Origin of the sequence: Vreelandella lutescens, assembly GCF_014640815.1 — a bacterium.
GTDB lineage: Bacteria > Pseudomonadota > Gammaproteobacteria > Pseudomonadales > Halomonadaceae > Vreelandella > Vreelandella lutescens.
Map to the genome: position 1 here is coordinate 199,637 of NZ_BMHM01000005.1, position 18,241 is coordinate 217,877.

At 56.1% G+C, this 18,241-nt stretch carries 15 protein-coding genes and 4 tRNA genes; 6 read left to right on the forward strand and 13 right to left on the reverse strand.

The window, feature by feature from the left end; genetic code table 11:
- Positions 1-10 precede the first annotated feature (10 nt).
- The 13 genes from rpoB to IEW65_RS14115 all read right to left on the reverse strand — a co-directional run bounded on the left by rpoB (position 11) and on the right by IEW65_RS14115 (position 10,513).
- Positions 11-4,087 (reverse strand): DNA-directed RNA polymerase subunit beta, encoded by a 4,077-nt coding sequence (gene rpoB / locus IEW65_RS14055; protein ID WP_188640077.1) that lies wholly within the window; start codon positions 4,085-4,087, stop codon positions 11-13.
- A gap of 363 nt (positions 4,088-4,450) precedes the next feature.
- Complete coding sequence (gene rplL, locus IEW65_RS14060; RefSeq protein WP_188640078.1) at positions 4,451-4,819, reverse strand: 50S ribosomal protein L7/L12; 369 nt, start codon at positions 4,817-4,819, stop codon at positions 4,451-4,453.
- Between the two features lie 112 nt (positions 4,820-4,931).
- Positions 4,932-5,438 carry a 50S ribosomal protein L10 gene (gene rplJ, locus IEW65_RS14065; protein WP_188640079.1) on the reverse strand — a complete coding sequence of 169 codons (507 nt, stop codon included), beginning with the start codon at positions 5,436-5,438 and terminating at the stop codon, positions 4,932-4,934.
- A gap of 301 nt (positions 5,439-5,739) precedes the next feature.
- Positions 5,740-6,432, reverse strand: coding sequence for a 50S ribosomal protein L1 (gene rplA / locus IEW65_RS14070; protein WP_188640080.1), 693 nt, complete (start codon positions 6,430-6,432; stop codon positions 5,740-5,742).
- Between the two features lie 2 nt (positions 6,433-6,434).
- The gene (rplK, locus tag IEW65_RS14075) at positions 6,435-6,866 is read right to left on the reverse strand and encodes a 50S ribosomal protein L11 (RefSeq protein WP_009098963.1); all 432 of its coding nucleotides are present in this window, start codon (positions 6,864-6,866) and stop codon (positions 6,435-6,437) included.
- Between the two features lie 122 nt (positions 6,867-6,988).
- Positions 6,989-7,522, reverse strand: a complete 534-nt coding sequence (nusG, locus tag IEW65_RS14080) for a transcription termination/antitermination protein NusG (RefSeq protein WP_188640081.1) — start codon at positions 7,520-7,522, stop codon at positions 6,989-6,991.
- An 8-nt stretch (positions 7,523-7,530) separates the two neighbouring features.
- Positions 7,531-7,914, reverse strand: coding sequence for a preprotein translocase subunit SecE (secE, locus tag IEW65_RS14085; protein ID WP_188640082.1), 384 nt, complete (start codon positions 7,912-7,914; stop codon positions 7,531-7,533).
- Between the two features lie 72 nt (positions 7,915-7,986).
- Positions 7,987-8,062, reverse strand: a tRNA-Trp gene (locus IEW65_RS14090).
- A 150-nt stretch (positions 8,063-8,212) separates the two neighbouring features.
- Positions 8,213-8,287: transfer RNA gene (locus tag IEW65_RS14095), tRNA-Thr, on the reverse strand.
- A gap of 15 nt (positions 8,288-8,302) precedes the next feature.
- Positions 8,303-8,376, reverse strand: a tRNA-Gly gene (locus tag IEW65_RS14100).
- Positions 8,377-8,482: 106 nt separating this feature from the next.
- Positions 8,483-8,566 (reverse strand) — tRNA-Tyr (locus IEW65_RS14105).
- Between the two features lie 127 nt (positions 8,567-8,693).
- Positions 8,694-9,533 carry a type III pantothenate kinase gene (locus IEW65_RS14110; RefSeq protein WP_188640083.1) on the reverse strand — a complete coding sequence of 280 codons (840 nt, stop codon included), beginning with the start codon at positions 9,531-9,533 and terminating at the stop codon, positions 8,694-8,696.
- Entirely contained in the window at positions 9,530-10,513 is a 984-nt protein-coding gene (locus tag IEW65_RS14115) for a biotin--[acetyl-CoA-carboxylase] ligase (RefSeq protein WP_188640084.1), read from the reverse strand. The genes IEW65_RS14110 and IEW65_RS14115 overlap by 4 nt, the downstream gene beginning before the upstream one ends.
- 163 nt (positions 10,514-10,676) lie before the next feature.
- On the opposite strand from IEW65_RS14115, the gene typA reads away from it, so the two are divergent.
- The 6 genes from typA (at position 10,677) to IEW65_RS14145 (ending at position 18,213) form a co-directional block, all read left to right on the forward strand.
- The gene (typA, locus tag IEW65_RS14120) at positions 10,677-12,503 is read left to right on the forward strand and encodes a translational GTPase TypA (protein ID WP_188640085.1); all 1,827 of its coding nucleotides are present in this window, start codon (positions 10,677-10,679) and stop codon (positions 12,501-12,503) included.
- A 255-nt stretch (positions 12,504-12,758) separates the two neighbouring features.
- A complete protein-coding gene (locus IEW65_RS14125; protein ID WP_188640086.1) occupies positions 12,759-14,195 on the forward strand; it encodes a sodium-dependent transporter in 1,437 nt (478 codons plus the stop codon).
- Positions 14,196-14,249: 54 nt separating this feature from the next.
- Positions 14,250-15,020: an ABC transporter ATP-binding protein gene (locus IEW65_RS14130; protein WP_188640087.1), complete on the forward strand. Its 771-nt coding sequence runs from the start codon at positions 14,250-14,252 to the stop codon at positions 15,018-15,020.
- Positions 15,021-15,138: 118 nt separating this feature from the next.
- Positions 15,139-15,867 (forward strand): ABC transporter ATP-binding protein, encoded by a 729-nt coding sequence (locus IEW65_RS14135; protein ID WP_188640088.1) that lies wholly within the window; start codon positions 15,139-15,141, stop codon positions 15,865-15,867.
- A gap of 16 nt (positions 15,868-15,883) precedes the next feature.
- Complete coding sequence (locus IEW65_RS14140; RefSeq protein WP_188640089.1) at positions 15,884-16,888, forward strand: branched-chain amino acid ABC transporter permease; 1,005 nt, start codon at positions 15,884-15,886, stop codon at positions 16,886-16,888.
- Positions 16,888-18,213, forward strand: coding sequence for a branched-chain amino acid ABC transporter permease (locus IEW65_RS14145; protein WP_188640090.1), 1,326 nt, complete (start codon positions 16,888-16,890; stop codon positions 18,211-18,213). Before IEW65_RS14140 ends, IEW65_RS14145 begins: the two co-directional genes overlap by 1 nt.
- Positions 18,214-18,241 lie beyond the last annotated feature (28 nt).

Here is an 18,241-nt window from a genome sequence, read left to right on the forward strand (position 1 = left end):
ATGACGGCTCCTAGCTCTCTAACTCGATATCGATGCCCAGCGAGCGGATTTCCTTCACGAGTACGTTGAAGGATTCCGGCATGCCTGCCTGCATGGTGTGGTCGCCATCCACGATGTTTTTGTACATCTTGGTGCGGCCTTCGACGTCGTCCGACTTGACGGTGAGCATCTCTTGTAGCGTGTACGCGGCGCCGTATGCTTCCAACGCCCACACTTCCATCTCACCGAAGCGCTGACCACCGAATTGTGCCTTACCACCCAAGGGCTGCTGAGTCACCAGCGAGTAAGAACCAGTAGAACGTGCGTGCATCTTGTCGTCTACCAGGTGGTTAAGCTTCAGCATGTACATGTAGCCAACGGTAACCGGGCGGTCAAACGCATCGCCCGTACGGCCATCGTACAGCGCCATTTGGCCAGACTCAGGAATGTCCGCCAGCTTCAGCAGATGCTTGATCTCGTGCTCTTTGGCACCGTCAAACACCGGCGTAGCCATCGGCACACCGCCTTTGAGGTTTTTCGCCAGCGCGATGATTTCTTCATCGGTTAGGGAGTCGATATCCTCAACACGAGTGCCTGGCGTGTTATACACCTGACCCAGGAAGTCACGAATTTCAGCGACCTGCTGGCCACGCGCATCGCGCAGCATGGCGTCAATCTTGACCCCAAGACCACGTGCTGCCATACCCAAGTGGGTTTCCAGAATCTGACCGACGTTCATACGCGACGGTACGCCCAGCGGGTTGAGCACCACATCGACCGGCTCGCCCTTCTCGTCGAACGGCATGTCTTCGATGGGCATGATCGCCGAGATAACACCTTTGTTACCGTGACGACCGGCCATCTTGTCACCGGGCTGAATGCGACGCTTCACCGCCATGTAGACTTTGACGATTTTCAGCACGCCCGGTGCGAGATCGTCGCCCTGGGTCAGCTTGCGCTTCTTATCTTCAAAGCGCTCGTCCATCTCTTTACGACGATTCTCGAGCTGCTCATCGGCCTGGGCCAGCAGTTCGTTGTAGGCTTCATCCTGCATGCGCAGTTTGAACCACTGCTGACGCGGCAGCTCGTCGAGGTAATCCTCGTCCAGCACGTCGCCTTTCTTCAGGTTCGGGCCGCCATTTACCGCTTGGCCATCCAGCGTACGCTTGAGACGCTCAAAGGTTGCGTCTTCGGCAATACGGTAGGTTTCCTGAAGATCCTTGCGCACTTCGTCTAACTGCATCTGCTCGATGGAGAGCGCACGGGAGTCTTTCTCAACGCCGTCACGCGTAAACACCTGAACGTCGATGACCGTACCTTTCATGCCGGTCGGGGCACGCAGGGAGGTATCTTTAACGTCAGACGCTTTCTCACCGAAGATGGCACGCAGCAGCTTCTCTTCTGGTGTCAGCTGGGTTTCACCTTTCGGCGTTACCTTACCGACCAGAATGTCGCCGGGGCCGACTTCAGCACCGATGTATACAACGCCCGCTTCGTCCAGTTTACCCAGCGCAGACTCGCCAACGTTGGGAATATCAGACGTAATCTCTTCTGGCCCTAACTTGGTGTCGCGAGACACACAGGTCAGTTCCTGGATGTGGATCGTGGTGAAACGGTCTTCTTGAACAACCCGCTCTGACAGCAGGATGGAGTCCTCGAAGTTGTAACCGTTCCAGGGCATGAACGCGATGCGCATGTTCTGGCCAAGCGCCAGGTCACCCATGTCGACAGACGGGCCATCGGCCAGAATGTCACCACGCGCGACGCTGTCACCAGGACGCACGATGGGGCGCTGGTTCATACAGGTGTTCTGGTTAGAACGGGTGTATTTGGTCAGGTTGTAGATGTCGACACCGGCTTCACCGCCAATGATTTCATCTTCATGAACCCGAACCACCACACGACGCGCATCAACGGAGTCGATCACACCGCCACGGCGAGCAACGGCACAAACACCGGAGTCACGGGCAACGAAGCGCTCCATACCGGTACCCACGAGCGGCTTATCAGCGCGCAGCGTCGGAACGGCCTGACGCTGCATGTTCGCACCCATCAAGGCGCGGTTAGCATCATCGTGCTCAAGGAACGGGATCAGTGCCGCCGCGACCGATACAACCTGACGGGGAGATACGTCCATCAGCGTCACTTGCTCAGGACGCATAAAGGTCGTTTCACCACGGTGGCGTACCTGCACCAGGTCATCAATCAGCTTGCCAGACTCGTCAACCGCCGCCGACGCCTGGGCGATAACGAAGTCACCTTCCTCAATCGCTGACAGGTGAACGATATCGTCAGTGACCTGACAGGCGTTCACTTTGCGGTACGGTGTTTCCAAGAAGCCGTAGCTGTTGGTGTGACTGTACGTTGCCAGTGAGTTGATCAGACCGATGTTCGGGCCTTCCGGCGTTTCGATCGGGCACAGACGGCCGTAGTGCGTGGCGTGTACGTCACGTACTTCGAAGCCTGCACGCTCACGGGTCAGACCACCCGGGCCGAGTGCAGACACACGACGCTTGTGAGTCACCTCAGAAAGCGGGTTGTTCTGGTCCATGAACTGGGAAAGCTGGCTAGAACCGAAGAACTCTTTCACCGCCGCCGCAACGGGCTTGGCATTGATCAAGTCTTGCGGCATCAGGCCTTCGCTTTCCGCCATGGAAAGACGCTCTTTCACCGCGCGCTCAACGCGCACCAAGCCGACACGGAACTGGTTCTCAGCCATTTCGCCTACGCAGCGAATACGACGGTTACCCAGGTGATCGATATCGTCCACGTCGCCGAAGCCGTTACGGATATTGATCAGCTCGCGCAGCACATCCAGGATGTCTTTGCGATCCAGCACGCCGGAGCCGGTGTCGCTTTCACGACGCAGACGACGGTTGAACTTCATCCGACCAACGCCCGACAGGTCGTAGCGGTCTTCGGTGAAGAACAAGTTATGGAACAGCGTCTCAGCGGCCTCTTTGGTGGGCGGCTCGCCGGGGCGCATCATGCGGTAGATTTCCACCAGCGCTTCAAGCGCTGAACCCGTACCATCAAGCTTCAGGGTATCGGAAATAAACGAACCGCAGTCGAGGTCGTTGGTGTACAGCGTTTCGATATGCGTGATACCGCCCTGAGCCATGCGCTCAAGGACTTCCGGGGTAATCTCCGTATTACACGGGCAGATCAGCTCGCCGGTTTTGGTATCAATCTGGTCTTTCGCCAGCGTTTTGCCGAACAGGTACTCCATCGGCACTTCCAGGCGCTCAAGGCCGGCTTTTTCAAGCTGACGAATGTGCTTCTGGGTGATCCGACGGCCTTCTTCGACAATCACTTCACCTTCGCCATCCTTGATGTCGAAAGTAGCGGTTTCACCACGCAGACGTGACGGCACCAGCTCCACGGAGAAGCCAGACTTCTCAATGTGGAACTTGCTGGTTTCGAAGAACTCAGCCAGGATCTCTTCGGTGCTCATACCCAACGCGCGCATCAACACAGACGCCGGCAGTTTGCGGCGACGGTCGATACGTACAAAGACGTTGTCTTTAGGGTCGAACTCGAAGTCCAGCCAGGAGCCACGGTAAGGAATCACGCGAGCAGAGTAGAGCAACTTACCAGAAGAGTGGCTCTTGCCTTTATCGTGATCAAAGAACACACCGGGTGAGCGGTGGAGCTGGGAAACGATAACCCGCTCAGTACCGTTGATCACAAAGGTACCGTTCTCAGTCATCAGGGGGATTTCCCCCATGTAGACTTCTTGCTCTTTGATATCCTTGATTGCCTTGTTCGAGGAGTCGCGATCATAGATGATCAAGCGAACCTTGACACGCAGCGGGGCGGAGTACGTCACACCACGCAGCTGGCACTCTTTAACGTCGAACGCCGGCGTACCGAAGCGGTAGCTAACGTACTCCAGGGCCGCATTGCCGGAGAAGCTCTCGATCGGGAACACGGACTTGAACGCCGCGTGCAGGCCAACCTCGTGGCGCTCGTCGGGCGAACGATCCTGCTGGAGAAAGTCGTAGTAGGAATCAAGCTGGATGGCCAGCAAGTAAGGCACATCCATCACTTGGGGCAGTTTGCCGAAATCCTTGCGGATGCGTTTTTTCTCAGTATATGAGTAAGCCATCTGTATTCCCCAGCTTGTTCACCATGGGTGACCGATGCGTGGTCATCTGCCCCGCGGGCGTTTCAGACGCAGACAGCAAGCTCCTAAATCGGTAGCTCGCCGTCAAAAATCTTGATAGATAACAGTGTTACAGTAGTGCTGTTCGCGCTTTGCTGTCGCTTGCTAGCATCACTCGCGCTTCACAACTTACGCGTTACAACAACGTACGCTTCACAACAACGGTCTTACTGTTTTGCTGCTTTTTAACGCAGCGTTTCTGATGTATTGCCTTGCAGCATACTACAACAGAAAAAGGCCGGCAGCGGGATAGCCCGCCGCCAGCCGTGGAAGCTTACGCAGCGCGTAAAGCCATCAGCACAAGAATTACTTGAGCTCGACGGTTGCGCCCGCTTCTTCCAGCTTCTTCTTAGCTGCTTCAGCGTCGTCTTTAGACATCGCTTCTTTGATGGTCGCCGGCGCGCCGTCAACGGCACCTTTGGCTTCTTTCAGGCCAAGACCGGTGATTTCACGAACAGCTTTGATGACGTTAACTTTCTTGTCACCAGCAGATGCCAGTACCAGATCGAACTCGGTTTGCTCTTCAGCAGCTTCGCCAGCAGCAGCCGGACCAGCCATAACAGCTGCAGCAGCAGAAACGCCGAATTTCTCTTCCATTGCTTCGATCAGCTCGACAACTTCCATTACGGACATGTCGGCTACAGCATTGATGATATCGTCTTTGGACAGTGCCATTGTTTCATTCCTAACTTTGCGGGAGTCTCGGTCAGCCGAGGACTCGGGGTTCATTGCTCGGTTCAGGCAGCGGATCGATCACATCGTTCACGCCGCCTGCAAGAAACGCTGCTTAGGCAGCTTCTGCTTCTTGCTTCTGGTCGCGCAGGGCGGCCAGAGTACGAACCAGCTTGCCAGCGGAGGCTTCTTTCATTACCGACATCAACTTGGCAATTGCTTCGTCGTAAGTCGGTAGGGTTGCCAGACGATCGATGTCAGCAGCCGGAATCAGCTCACCTTCGTAGGCCAACGCCTTAACTTCGAAGTTCTTCTCGTCTTTAGCGAACTCTTTGAACAAGCGAGCGGCAGCGCCCGGGTGCTCAGTAGAGAAAGCCAGCAGAGTAGGACCAACAAAGCTCTCGTTCAGACACTCCCACTGAGTGCCTTCGAGGGCGCGGCGAGCCAGCGTGTTACGAACAACACGCAGCTCTACACCATTCTCACGCGCCTGCTTACGCAGATTGGTCATTTTACCGACCGTGACGCCGCGAGAATCGGCAACTACGACGGAGAGTGCGCCCTTGGCCGCTTCACTGACCTCGGCAACAATCGCTTTCTTGCCTTCAAGTGCTAGTGGCACAGTGATCACTCCTTCGTGCCGGAACCCATAAAAGGCTCCGGTGGTTACCATCTCTTCCAGGTACTAACAACCTACACTGGAAGCCTTAGGGGATGGTGCTCACCAGAAAGCGGCTTGCGAAAAGCGTTAACCAACTGGCGGCCACACCATCTGCGCAGGCGCTCTAGGGCGATTAAGCCGCCTACTTTCATAAGAAAAGGCGGCACCTGCGGTCTTTGACGGCGCCTCGCTGGGTGTAACACCCGACGAGGGACCGCAAAGTTCTTGCTCGGTTCTTACTAAAAACCTGCCGACAACCCGCTTATACCAGCGCGGAGTGGTCGAGAGTCAAACCCGGACCCATGGTAGTGGACAGGGTAATCTTCTTAAAGTAGATACCTTTAGAGGAGCTCGGCTTGAGCTTCTTCAGGTCAGCAACCAGCGCTTCCAGGTTGCCCTGAACGGCGGTTACGTCAAAATCAACTTTACCCAGCGTGGTGTGGATAATGCCGTTTTTGTCGGTACGGAAACGTACCTGACCCGCTTTGGCATTTTTAACCGCAGTCGCCACGTCAGGCGTTACGGTGCCAACTTTCGGGTTCGGCATCAGGCCGCGCGGACCAAGAATCTGGCCCAGCTGACCTACAACGCGCATCGCATCCGGAGAAGCGATAACAACGTCAAAGTCCATCACGCCTTTCTTGACCTGATCAGCCAGATCTTCCATACCCACGATGTCAGCGCCCGCTTCTTTAGCAGCGTCGGCGTTTGCACCCTGAGTGAAGACCGCTACGCGTACATCTTTGCCAGTACCGTTAGGCATAACGGTGGCGCCACGTACAACCTGGTCAGATTTACGCGGGTCAACGCCAAGGTTGATCGCAACGTCAAGAGACTCTTTGAACTTAACGGTAGACAGCTCAGAAAGCAGCGCAACGGCTTCTTCCAGAGAGTACGCTTTGTTCGTGTCTACTTTCTCGCGAATGACTTTCGCGCGCTTAGACAGTTTAGCCATGATCAGAGACCCTCCACGTTTAAGCCCATGCTACGAGCGCTACCAGCAATGGTGCGCACCGCGGCGTCGAGATCAGAAGCCGTCATATCAGGCTCTTTGGTTTTGGCGATCTCTTCGAGCTGCTCGCGGGTCACGGTGCCGACTTTCTTCTTGTTCGGCTCACCAGAACCAGACTTGATGCCCGCTGCTTTTTTCAGCAGTACGGCAGCTGGCGGCGTCTTAGTGACGAACGTGAAGCTGCGGTCAGAGTAAACAGTGATCACGACAGGCGTCGGCAGGCCCGGCTCAATTTCTTGAGTCGCAGCGTTAAACGCCTTACAGAATTCCATGATGTTCACGCCGTGCTGACCCAGCGCGGGGCCTACGGGCGGACTCGGGTTGGCTTTACCTGCAGCAACCTGCAGTTTGATGTAAGCCTGTACTTTCTTGGCCATGGTAAATACTCCAGTTGGGTGATAGCGCCTGACGGCTCCCCGGTACGCGTAAAGCAGCGCTGGGCTGCTTTACATGAATCCAGGGTGGCACGCACTGCGCACCACCCTGCAACATTTTGAAATTACTCTTTTTCTACCTGAGAGAACTCAAGTTCAACAGGTGTCGCACGCCCAAAGATCAGCACGCTGACCTGCAGACGGCTCTTGTCGTAATTCACCTCTTCAACAACACCGTTGAAGTCGGCAAATGGACCATCAATAACGCGAACTGACTGACCCGGCTCAAACATGGTTTTAGGCCGCGGCTTGTCGGTGCCATCTTTTACGCGACGTAGGATAGCTTCTGCTTCGCGAGCGGTAATGGCGGCGGGCTTTTCTTTGGTACCGCCGATAAACCCCATGACGCGTGGCGTTTCATTTACCAAGTGCCAGGTTTCATCTACCATTTCCATCTCGACTAACACGTAGCCAGGATAGAATTTGCGCTCACTCTTACGGCGCTTACCGTCACGCATCTCTACAACTTCTTCCGTCGGCACCAAGATCTCGCCGAAGCGGTCTTCCATGCCGTACATCTTCACACGCTCAATCAGCGAGCGCATGACATGCTTTTCAAAGCCGGAATAGGCGTGGACGACGTACCAACGTTTGGACATGAAAACTCCTAACCAATGACGCCGGACATCGCCCAGCCAAGAAGAGTGTCAATCAACCACAGCATCAACCCCACCACCAACACAGCCACCAGCACAATAGCCGTTGTCTGAATTGTTTCGGGACGGGTCGGCCATACAACGCGCTGAATCTCTTTCTTGGCGCTTATGGCAAGCTCAACTAAATCGCGACCTTTCGTGGTTGTTAAGGCGATCAAACCAGCAAGCGCACACAACACCACCACACCTAAGACGCGGTAGAGCAGGCCAATATCGGCAAAATAGGTATTACCAACGACTGCAACGACAAGCAACGCCACAACCGCTGCCCATTTGAGCCCGTCATGGCGCGTCTGTTGCACCTCTGCGCCATGTTTTACGGAACTAGGCTTCATAAAAACGAGACTCCTAAGGGTGCAGCGAGCGACAAAGGAATTCTAGAAAAGACATACCAACCTGGGGAAGGTTGGCAGGCCAGGAGGGAATCGAACCCCCAACCTGCGGTTTTGGAGACCGCTGCTCTGCCAATTGAGCTACTGGCCTGTATCGTCACATGCATAAGCAAACGCCTACGCAATAGCGGGCGTCATAGTAGCGGAGAAAACACCGCCTGACAACCCTTACTTCCCACCTTTTGCATTACGCAGAAGGCGAAGACAAAAAAAGCGAGCTTCGCTCGCTTTCTTCGCAATATGGAGCTCATGGACGGAATTGAACCGTCGACCTCACCCTTACCAAGGGTGTGCTCTACCCCTGAGCTACATGAGCCAAAACACATCAAACTGGAGCGGGCGGCGGGAATCGAACCCGCACCATCAGCTTGGAAGGCTGAGGTTCTACCATTGAACTACGCCCGCCGAACTTGCCTATAGAATGACAATCCGCTGCACGAGTAACAGTAGCTAATGCCCGCTTACCGGCTTTTCATTCCCAAGCGCTGAATTAGCCAACGCCTGATAAACTTGGTGGAGAGGGAAGGATTCGAACCTTCGAAGCTTTCGCGGCAGATTTACAGTCTGCTCCCTTTGGCCACTCGGGAACCTCTCCAGCTGTGGCGGCATATTATGCCAGCCTCCAAAACGGTGTCAAGCCTGCAAACTCTTTATTTATCAAAGCTTGCTGGAGGCAACGTGTTTTCTAGCGCTGCTTCCGCTCTGGAACGCGCTGCATTCTGTCAAAGCAACATGGAGAATGCAAGGCCTGCGCGAATTTTTTCTAAGGATACGGGCTCAGGCACCCGCGGCGCGCCTGACATTTTGCCCGCTCGCTCAGCAAAGGTTAAGGGATAGCTTGCCTCAAGCCCGCCATACACCATGTCCGGCCATACCGCGTGGGGCACTTGCACACCTCGCGATACCACCCTGGCATCCCCCCCGGTAAGCAGCATGGGGAGCGCGACCCCCTGCTGATCGCATACCTCACTGTAAATACGATTAATGGCGCTCACCGCCGCCATATAGATACCGTGATTCACCGCATCCACCGTACGCCGCCCAGGCTCCAGAAGCGCATCAGCTTCGCTCTCGGGGTCGATCGCGACATTGCGGGTGCCAAGCTTCAGGCTCTCTTTCATTAAGCGCAGACCAGGGATGATAAAGCCGCCCAGGTGCACGCCGCCGGGCAGTACGAAATCAATCGTAATCGCACTTCCGCAATCTACTGCGCAGCAACCACCTGCCAGTTGATAGCCCGCCAGCGCCCCCATCCAGCGGTCAACGCCCAACCGACCTGGCTCTTCGTAACCATTCACCACACCCAGTGCTTCTGGGGTTGAGCGGGCGACGTACACATGTCGCACCTGACGGCGCAGTAGCGCCACGGTGTCATCCAGCACGGCCGCTCTGGCAACGCTGGAGATCCGCACCGCTTCAACGACATCCAGGTCAGGAATATCCGCTCCTGGACGCCACTCTTCCCGTGTCCACACGGCTCCTCGCGAACGGATCTCGCTGCTCTCGGCATCTTTAAGCCGCCATTTCGACAGCGTGTTGCCGATATCTAAATCCAAAATCATAGGCGCCTACGTACGCTGATCTCACCGCCCGATAGGCGTCGCGAGTGATCGTTTTCGGTAACCCACAGGTTACCACTCTCATCTACTTCTCCTGCGACGGCATCGCTGGTGCGTTCGCCCTGAATAACTCGGATAGGCAGCCCTGCATAGGCGTGCCGCTGATTCCAGGCATTGCGCCAGGGGGCAAAACCATGAGATTCAAAGCCTGCCAGCAGATTCAGCAGGCCCGCCACCATATCGGCCGCTAGCTGATTACGGGAAATGCCCGCCTTAGCATCAAACAGCGCTGCCACCGGCTGATCAATGGTGGCACGCAGGCGCTCAGGTAGCGATAGATTCATCCCCAAGCCGATCACCACTTCGCAGGGACCTGCTGCATCACCGGTGACTTCAATCAAGATACCGGCCAGCTTGCCCAACTCATCGCCCTGCTCAGCCAACAGCACGTCGTTGGGCCACTTCAGCTTGGGCGACACACCGTACTGCTCCAGCACCTGGGACACCACAACACCCACCGCAAGGCTCAACCCTTCCAGCGCGTTGATACCCGACTCAAACCGCCAGCCCACCGACACCATGAGGCTTTGCCCCCACGGCGTTGACCATACGCGGCCACGACGCCCGCGTCCGGCGGTTTGCAGCTCCGCAAAGCAGACTTCGCCATGCCCTGCCCCTTGCGTGAAGCGCTCGCGCAGGTACTCATTACTGGAGGGAAGCTGATCTTCCACAAACAATCGTGCCAGCAAGTGGCGAGCATCGGCGGGCAGGCGCTCGACGATTTTAGCCCCATCCAGCGGCTCTAACGGGCAAGCTAACCGATAGCCTCGCCCCTTCACGGCCACCAGCTCCACACCCAGCGTCTCTAATTTTTTTAGCTGTTTCCACACGGCGGCTCGGGAAACGCCTAGCGTTTCACCTAATTGTTCACCGGAATGAACCTCGCCATCGCTTAACAAACGCATCAGGTTACCGATGGTCATGTGCTTGCCCCAACTGGGAAAACGCCTATCTTAACGGAAGCGCCACAAGGGCGAAAACTGCCGCGTTTAGGTTATTGACTTGCTGCTTTATTTAAGACAGCGCTGGTAGTGGACCACCCCCAGACCCTATAATGCCGCCCTATTTTTCTAGCAGGATCGCGTCGTGATCGAGAATCTTCGCAACATTGCCATCATCGCCCACGTTGACCACGGTAAAACTACCTTGGTAGACAAACTGTTAAGCCAGTCTGGCACGCTCGACCGTAAGGCCGAAGGTCAAGAGCGTATCATGGACTCCAATGACCAGGAGAAGGAGCGTGGTATTACCATCCTGGCCAAAAATACCGCTATTCAGTGGCAGGATGGTAATGGTACGGGCTACCACATCAACATCGTGGACACCCCTGGGCACGCCGACTTCGGTGGTGAAGTTGAGCGTGTTATGTCCATGGTGGACTCGGTTCTGCTGCTGGTTGACGCCGTAGACGGCCCGATGCCGCAAACGCGCTTCGTGACCCAGAAAGCCTTCTCTCAGGGCCTGAAGCCGATTGTCGTGGTTAACAAAATCGACCGCCCCGGCGCTCGCCCGGACTGGGTGATCGACCAGATTTTTGATCTGTTCGACAACCTGGGTGCGACCGACGAACAGCTCGACTTCCCGATTATCTACTGCTCGGCGCTGAACGGTATTGCCGGCATGGACCCGGACGCGCTGGCCGACAACATGGATCCGATGTTCCAAGCGATTGTGGACATTGTTGAGCCGCCGCACGTTGAAGTTGATGGCCCGTTCCAGATGCAGATTTCTGCCCTCGACTACAACAGCTACGTCGGCGTTATCGGTCTTGGCCGCATCAAGCGTGGTTCCGTGAAGCCTAACCAGCAGATCTCGGTCATCAGCGTTGATGGTACGACTCGTAAGGGCAAAATCGGTCAGGTGATGACCCATATGGGCCTTGAGCGAGTTCAAACCACCGAAGCCACCGCTGGCGATATCGTATGTGTCACGGGCATCGAAGACCTGTCCATCTCTGACACCCTGTGCGACCCAAGCGCCGTTGAAGCGCTGCCGCCGCTGTCTGTTGATGAGCCGACCGTGTCTATGACCTTCCAGGTCAATGACTCGCCGTTCGCTGGCAAAGACGGCAAGTTCGTCACCAGCCGTAACATCAAAGATCGTCTAGAGCAGGAACTGATCCACAACGTCGCTCTGCGCGTTGAGCAAGGCGAAACACCCGAGAAGTTTAAAGTCTCTGGTCGTGGTGAATTGCACCTGTCGGTACTGATCGAAACCATGCGTCGTGAAGGCTTCGAGCTCGCCGTTGGCCGCCCGGAAGTCATCATCAAAGAGATCGACGGCGTTAAGCAAGAGCCCTACGAAGAAGTCATCATCGACTGTGAAGAGCAGCACCAAGGCTCCATCATGGAAGAGCTGGGCTACCGTAAAGGTGAGATGACCAACATGAACCCGGATGGTAAAGGCCGCGTTCGTTTGGACTTCATCATTCCTGCACGCGGTTTGATCGGCTTCCGTGGTCAGTTCCTGACCCTGACGTCAGGCACCGGCATCCTGACCAGCCGTTTTGACCACTACGGCCCGCTGAAGCCCGATGCGTCTATCGAGCGTCGCAACGGCGTACTGGTTTCTATGGTAGGCGGTAAGGCGCTGGCTTACGCCCTGTACGCCCTTCAAGAGCGCGGCAAGCTGATCATCGACCACGCGACTGAAGTGTACGAAGGCATGCTGATCGGTATTAACAACCGTGCCAACGACATGGTGGTGAACCCGACTAAGGGCAAGAAGCTCGATAACATGCGCTCGACCGGTAACGATGAGAACATCGTTCTGACGCCGCCGATCAAGTTCACCCTTGAGCAAGCCATTGAGTTCCTGGACTCCGATGAGCTGGTAGAAGTCACGCCCAGCCACATCCGCCTGCGCAAGAAGCACCTGACCGAAAACGAGCGTAAGCGCGCTAGCAAGAAGTAAGCTAACCGCCGTTCGTCAAAAGCCCGCCGCTGTGCGGGCTTTTTTATGAAACGCCTCTTCGCAGTGTTGCCTGTTACACGCACTACCAAACGGCTTCGTTAACGCAACCTAAACGCTAGCACGCTGGTAAGCGTGGTCGTTCTATCGCAAAGTAGCGCAATCGTTAGCGCCAGCGGACAGCTAACGGGCTACAATTCATACAAGTGTTTGGATACCTACCCCCATCCTTGCACCCTTACACGGACACTCCTTCACATGAGCGGTCATAACGTCTGGACTCACAAAGGCACATTCTTGCTAGCAGCCGTCGGCTCTGCTGTTGGCCTAGGTAATCTTTGGCGCTTTCCCTACCTGACCGGTGAAAACGGTGGCGGTGCCTTTATTCTGGTCTATGCACTGACCATCTTCGCTGTTGGCATCCCGATCTTAATTGCTGAAACCATGCTGGGTCGCACCAGCCGTCAAAGCCCGATTATGGGTATGCGCCACCTCACTAAAACCCATAAAACGTCCCGAGCGTGGGAGTCGATTGGGTGGTTGGGGGCCGCCTCTGCCTTTTTGATTTTAAGCTTTTATTCGGTGATTGCCGGCTGGGCGCTGCACTACACCTGGCTGATGCTCACTGGCTCGTTAGTGGGTGCCGATGCCCAAACCATTAGCGACGGCTTTAATGCACTGCTCGCCTCGCCTGGATTGATGACGCTGTACCACACGCTGTTTATCGCAGGCTCGGCGCTGATTGTCGGCATGGGGATTCATAAAGGCATTGAGTCTGGCCTGCGCATTATGATGCCTGCGCTGTTTGTGATTCTGATCGTGGTGCTGATTTACGGCATCATCAATGGTGATGTGGGCGCTGCTGCCAGCTTCTTGTTCACGTTTAATCTCAGCGACCTGAGCCTGGAAGGCTGGCTGCAGGCGATGGGCCAATCCTTCTTTACCTTGAGTTTGGGGATGGGCGCGATCATGGCTTATGGCGCTTACATGTCCAGCGAAGCCTCACTGACGCGCACGGCCATTGCCGTGGCTTTTGTAGACACAGCGGTCGCGATGGTGGCAGGTCTAGCGATCTTCTCACTGGTCTTTGGCGCAGGCCTTGAAACCGGGCAAGGCCCCGGGCTGATGTTTGTAACGCTGCCGCTGGCCTTTGCCGAGATGCCGTTTGGAGCCCTGGTGGGCGGCGTATTCTTTATCCTGGTACTGGGTGCGGCGATTAGCTCATCAATTTCCCTGATTGAGCCAGTGGCTGCCTTCCTAGTGGAGCGTTTTGATATGACCCGCCCGCAGGCCGTCATGATTATGGTCGTTGCCGCCTGGGCAATGGGCCTACTGACGGTGGTGAGCTTCAACGTATGGGCGGAAGGGACTATCTTCCATAGCCTGTTTGGCCGCAGCGCCTTCGAATTTATTGAGCTGCTGACCAATATCTTTATGCCACTAGGCGGTCTGATGATTGCGCTATTTGCAGGCTGGGCGCTGACGCAAAGTGAAGTAATGAAGGAGCTTGGCACCAACGCGACATGGTTTAAGATCTGGCGTTTCTTAGTGCGTTTTGTGGGCCCGGCAGCGGTTTCCTTTGTCTTTTTGCGCACCATTCCTCAGGTGGAGGGTTACTTCATTCCTGCCTTGGGGTCGCTCATCATTGTGGGGGCCTTTGCCGCCAGCCAGCGGCTGCGCCACACTAAGGCTTAACAATAACATCCATGCCGCAGGCGACCCACGGGTCGCCTGCCGTCCGAGGACACCATGCAACCGCTTATCGAAGTACAACACGTTAATAAAGCGTTCGGTGGGCTACACGTCATCAACGATTGCTCGATTCGAGTAGAGAAAGGCTCGATTACCGGCATGATTGGCCCCAACGGGGCGGGTAAATCGACCCTGTTTAACCTGATCGCTGGTGCCCTGACACCTGACAGCGGTTCTATTCTGCTGGATGGTGAAGATATCACCACGCTTAGTGCCGACCAGCGCTTTCATAAAGGCTTGCTGCGCACCTTCCAAATTGCCCACGAGTTCAGTCAAATGAGCGCGCTAGAAAATTTGATGATGGTGCCGCCCCAGCAAGCGGGTGAAAGCCTCTTCAACACTTGGTTTAAGCCAGGGCTGGTACGCCAGCAAGAGGCTGAGGTGCGCCGCCGCGCACTGGAGGTGATTGATTTTGTGGGCCTGCACCACGTGCGCAACGAACTGGCGGGCAACCTTTCCGGCGGTCAGAAAAAGCTCCTAGAGCTTGGACGCACCATGATGACCGATGCCAAGGTCGTGCTGCTGGATGAAATTGCCGCCGGGGTAAACCGCACCCTGCTGGGCGATTTGATGGGCAATATCGAACGACTCAACCGCGAGATGGGCTACACCTTCTTAGTGATTGAGCATGATATGGACATGATCTCGCGGCTCTGCGACCCGGTCATTGTGCTTGCCCAGGGCAGCGTCATGGTCGAAGGGCACATTGAAGATATACAAAATAACCCAGCGGTGATTGAAGCCTATTTCGGCTCTGATGCCGCTTAAAGCGCAGCAACCTAATAAACAACAGTGACCAATGCTAGCCAACAACGGGCTAACCATAGGGGCTACAACAATATCGTTGCGATGGCCACCCCAACGCAGCGCTTGCTGAGACACCTTTATGTCATCCACTCCCGCATCACCCCAGCCACTGCTTGATGCACGCGATGTGCACGGCGGCTATGGCAGCATGAATATTTTAAACGGGGTCAATATGACGCTGTATGCCGACGAGGTCGGCGTCATTGTCGGCCCCAACGGCGCGGGCAAGTCCACCATGCTCAAAGCCGTGTTTGGATTGCTCAACGTGAACCAGGGCGAGATCCTGCTCAACGGCCAGCCGATTCACAACCTACCCCCCAACCAGCTCGTTGAGCGTGGCATGGGCTTTGTGCCCCAGGAAAAAAACGTGTTTCCCAGCCTCTCGGTCAAAGAGAATCTGGAAATGGGCGCCTACCTGAAGCCGCAAAACGTGAAGCGCATGCTGGAACAGGTCTACGAATTTTTCCCCCCGCTGGTCGAAAAGCGCCACCAGCCTGCTGGCGAGCTTTCAGGCGGGCAACGCCAGATGGTCGCCATGGGGCGTGCCCTCATGGCAGAACCTAGCCTGCTGCTCCTGGACGAGCCCACGGCGGGCCTATCACCGCTCTATATGAACGAGATTTTCGACCGCGTGAAGAAGATCAACGCCGCAGGCGTAGGCATTTTAATGGTCGAGCAGAACGCCAAGCAGGCCTTGGCCATTGCCGATAAAGGCTTTGTGCTGGCAGCGGGCCAGAACCGCTTTACGGATACCGGGGCGGCACTGCTTGCCGACCCTGATGTCGCCAAAAGCTTTTTGGGCGGCTAGCCCGGGGGAGAAACGCGTGAACGAACTGGCTTTTTTTATTAATAACGTGGTGATTGCGGGCAGCGTTACCGGCTCGATTTATGCCATTGGTGCGATTGGCGTTACGCTGATTTTCAGCATTATGCGCTTTGCCCATTTTGCCCATGCCGACATGATGACCTTCGGTGCCTTTATGGTGCTGCTGCTCACCACCGCTTTCCCGGCGGTGGGTGCCAGTATTGGCGTACCCACGGCGCTGATTATGCTGCCGCTGGCCATGCTGCTCACCGCCCTACTCGCGGTAGGCATCGATAAGGCCTTCTACAAGCCGCTGCGCGCCCACGGCGTAAAGCCTATTGTGATGGTGATTGGCTCGCTGGGCGTCACACTGATGCTGCAGGGTCTTATTCGCCTGTTCTCAGGAACCGGCGGGCAAAGCCTGTATGTCGATGATCGCAAAGAGATCTTTCGTCTAGCGCTGCCGTTTGAAGGCGCTCGGGCACCGATTGTGATCACCGAGCCGCAGATTTATCTGTTTGTGATTACGCTGGTGGCGGTCGTTGCACTTCACCTTTTCCTTAACCGCTCCCGGTTGGGTAAGGCGATGCGCGCCATGTCTGACAACCCAGAACTGGCGCAGGCGTCGGGTATCAACACCAATACCATTGTGGCCGTTACCTGGGTGATTGCAGGTGGCCTGGCCGCCATTGCGGGCACGCTGCTCTCTTTAGACGTCACCTTCAAACCGGACCTGAGCTTCTTCCTGCTATTGCCGATTTTCGCAGCGGCCATTGTGGGCGGGGTGGGACACCCGTATGGCGCAATTGCCGGTGGTTTTGTGGTTGGCTTTGCTGAGACCTTGGCGGTATTCAACTGGAACGTGCTGCTACGCCCGTTCCAAGACAGCTTCCCCGAATGGCTGACGCTGCCATCGAATCTCGCCTTCGTGGGCACTGAATACAAGATTGTGGTGCCATTCTTTATTCTGGTGGCCATCCTGGTGTGGCGCCCGACCGGCCTGTTTAAAGGCAAGGTGATCTAATGAGTCATCCAACCAATACTCGTAACCCTGCCTACACGCCGAAAGACGCCACCCAGACACGCCGCTTCCCGCTGCGCGAACTGGTGTTGTTTGGCGCGCTGCTTATAGCGGTACTGGCGGTCTATGCACTCATGGGCGCGGCATACAGCACGCGCATGCTGGTAGAAGCCGCCTGTTACGCCATTCTGGCCTTGGGCCTGACAATTCAGTGGGGCTACGCCGGGCAGTTTAACGCCGGGGTGATGGGCTTTGTGGCCCTTGGCGGGTTTTGCGCCATGCTGTTTAGCGTGCCGGTCAATGATGCCTTTTGGGGCACGGAGCTACCGGGCGAGCTAGGCCAAGTGCTGCTTTATGGCATTGCGGCAACGCTGCTGGTCGTAGGCGCTACCAAGCTTGACCGATTAGGCGTACCGAAAAAGCTGCGCACCGTGATTGCGGTCGTGCTGGCGGTAGTGCTCTACCTCGTTGTGATTAGCCTGCTGCGCGATGTGACCAGCCAAATTCAGTCCCAGGCGGGCTTTGTGGGTGGGTTTGGACTGCCGCCCTGGGTGGGTTGGATTGTCGGCGGTGCGCTGGCCGGTGGCGTGGGCTACTTTATCGGCCATGTGTGCCTTGGGCTGCGCAGCGACTACCTCGCTATTGCCACCCTGGGGATTGCCGAGATCATCAAGGCGTTTTTGAAAAACTCCGACTGGCTGACCCGCGGCACAGCGACGGTCTCGCCGCTGCCCTGGCCAACCCCTGGCCCCGCCGAGCTGGGGTTTACGCTCTCCCGCGCGATTTACCTCTCGGTGACGGCGGTAGTGATTGCGGTGATTTTCTTCCTGCTGCATCGCGCTTACCACGCCCCTTGGGGGCGGATGATTCGCGCGATTCGCGATAACGAAGTCTCATCAGCCGCCATGGGTAAGGACATCAACAAGCGTCGCCTGGAGATTTTCGTGCTGGGCTGCATTTTGATGGGCTTGGGGGGAGGCATGTTGGGCACCTTCAACAGCCTGTTCGACCCACAAGGCTACTTACCCCTCAACCACACCTTCTTAGTGCTGGTGATGGTCATTCTGGGCGGCCCAGGTAATAACCTAGGCACCATCTTTGGTGCGGTCGCGGTGTACATCATCTGGATTATGTCGGAGCCGTTGGCGCTGTTTTTAATGCAGCTAGCCGTCGCATTTGGCGAAGGCACCTTCGGCTGGGATGCGCCTAGCAATATGGATAGCCGAGCGCTTCAAGCGCGGGTGTTGGTCATTGGGATGCTGATTACGCTGGTGCTGCGCTTTGCGCCTAAAGGATTGCTGCCCGAAAAAATTAAGAGCCACGGCTAACAAGATCGCGTCTCCTAAAAAAACCGCC

Coding starts and splice junctions, on each gene's coding strand:
- rpoB (WP_188640077.1), bottom strand. CDS start 4,087: ATGGCTTACTCATATACTGAGAAAAAACGCATCCGCAAGGATTTCGGC.
- IEW65_RS14115 (WP_188640084.1), bottom strand. CDS start 10,513: ATGACCATCGGTAACCTGATGCGTTTGTTAAGCGATGGCGAGGTTCAT.
- IEW65_RS14130 (WP_188640087.1), top strand. CDS start 14,250: ATGCAACCGCTTATCGAAGTACAACACGTTAATAAAGCGTTCGGTGGG.
- IEW65_RS14145 (WP_188640090.1), top strand. CDS start 16,888: ATGAGTCATCCAACCAATACTCGTAACCCTGCCTACACGCCGAAAGAC.
- IEW65_RS14125 (WP_188640086.1), top strand. CDS start 12,759: ATGAGCGGTCATAACGTCTGGACTCACAAAGGCACATTCTTGCTAGCA.
- nusG (WP_188640081.1), bottom strand. CDS start 7,522: ATGTCCAAACGTTGGTACGTCGTCCACGCCTATTCCGGCTTTGAAAAG.
- secE (WP_188640082.1), bottom strand. CDS start 7,914: ATGAAGCCTAGTTCCGTAAAACATGGCGCAGAGGTGCAACAGACGCGC.
- rplL (WP_188640078.1), bottom strand. CDS start 4,819: ATGGCACTGTCCAAAGACGATATCATCAATGCTGTAGCCGACATGTCC.
- IEW65_RS14135 (WP_188640088.1), top strand. CDS start 15,139: ATGTCATCCACTCCCGCATCACCCCAGCCACTGCTTGATGCACGCGAT.
- rplK (WP_009098963.1), bottom strand. CDS start 6,866: ATGGCCAAGAAAGTACAGGCTTACATCAAACTGCAGGTTGCTGCAGGT.
- rplA (WP_188640080.1), bottom strand. CDS start 6,432: ATGGCTAAACTGTCTAAGCGCGCGAAAGTCATTCGCGAGAAAGTAGAC.
- IEW65_RS14110 (WP_188640083.1), bottom strand. CDS start 9,533: ATGATTTTGGATTTAGATATCGGCAACACGCTGTCGAAATGGCGGCTT.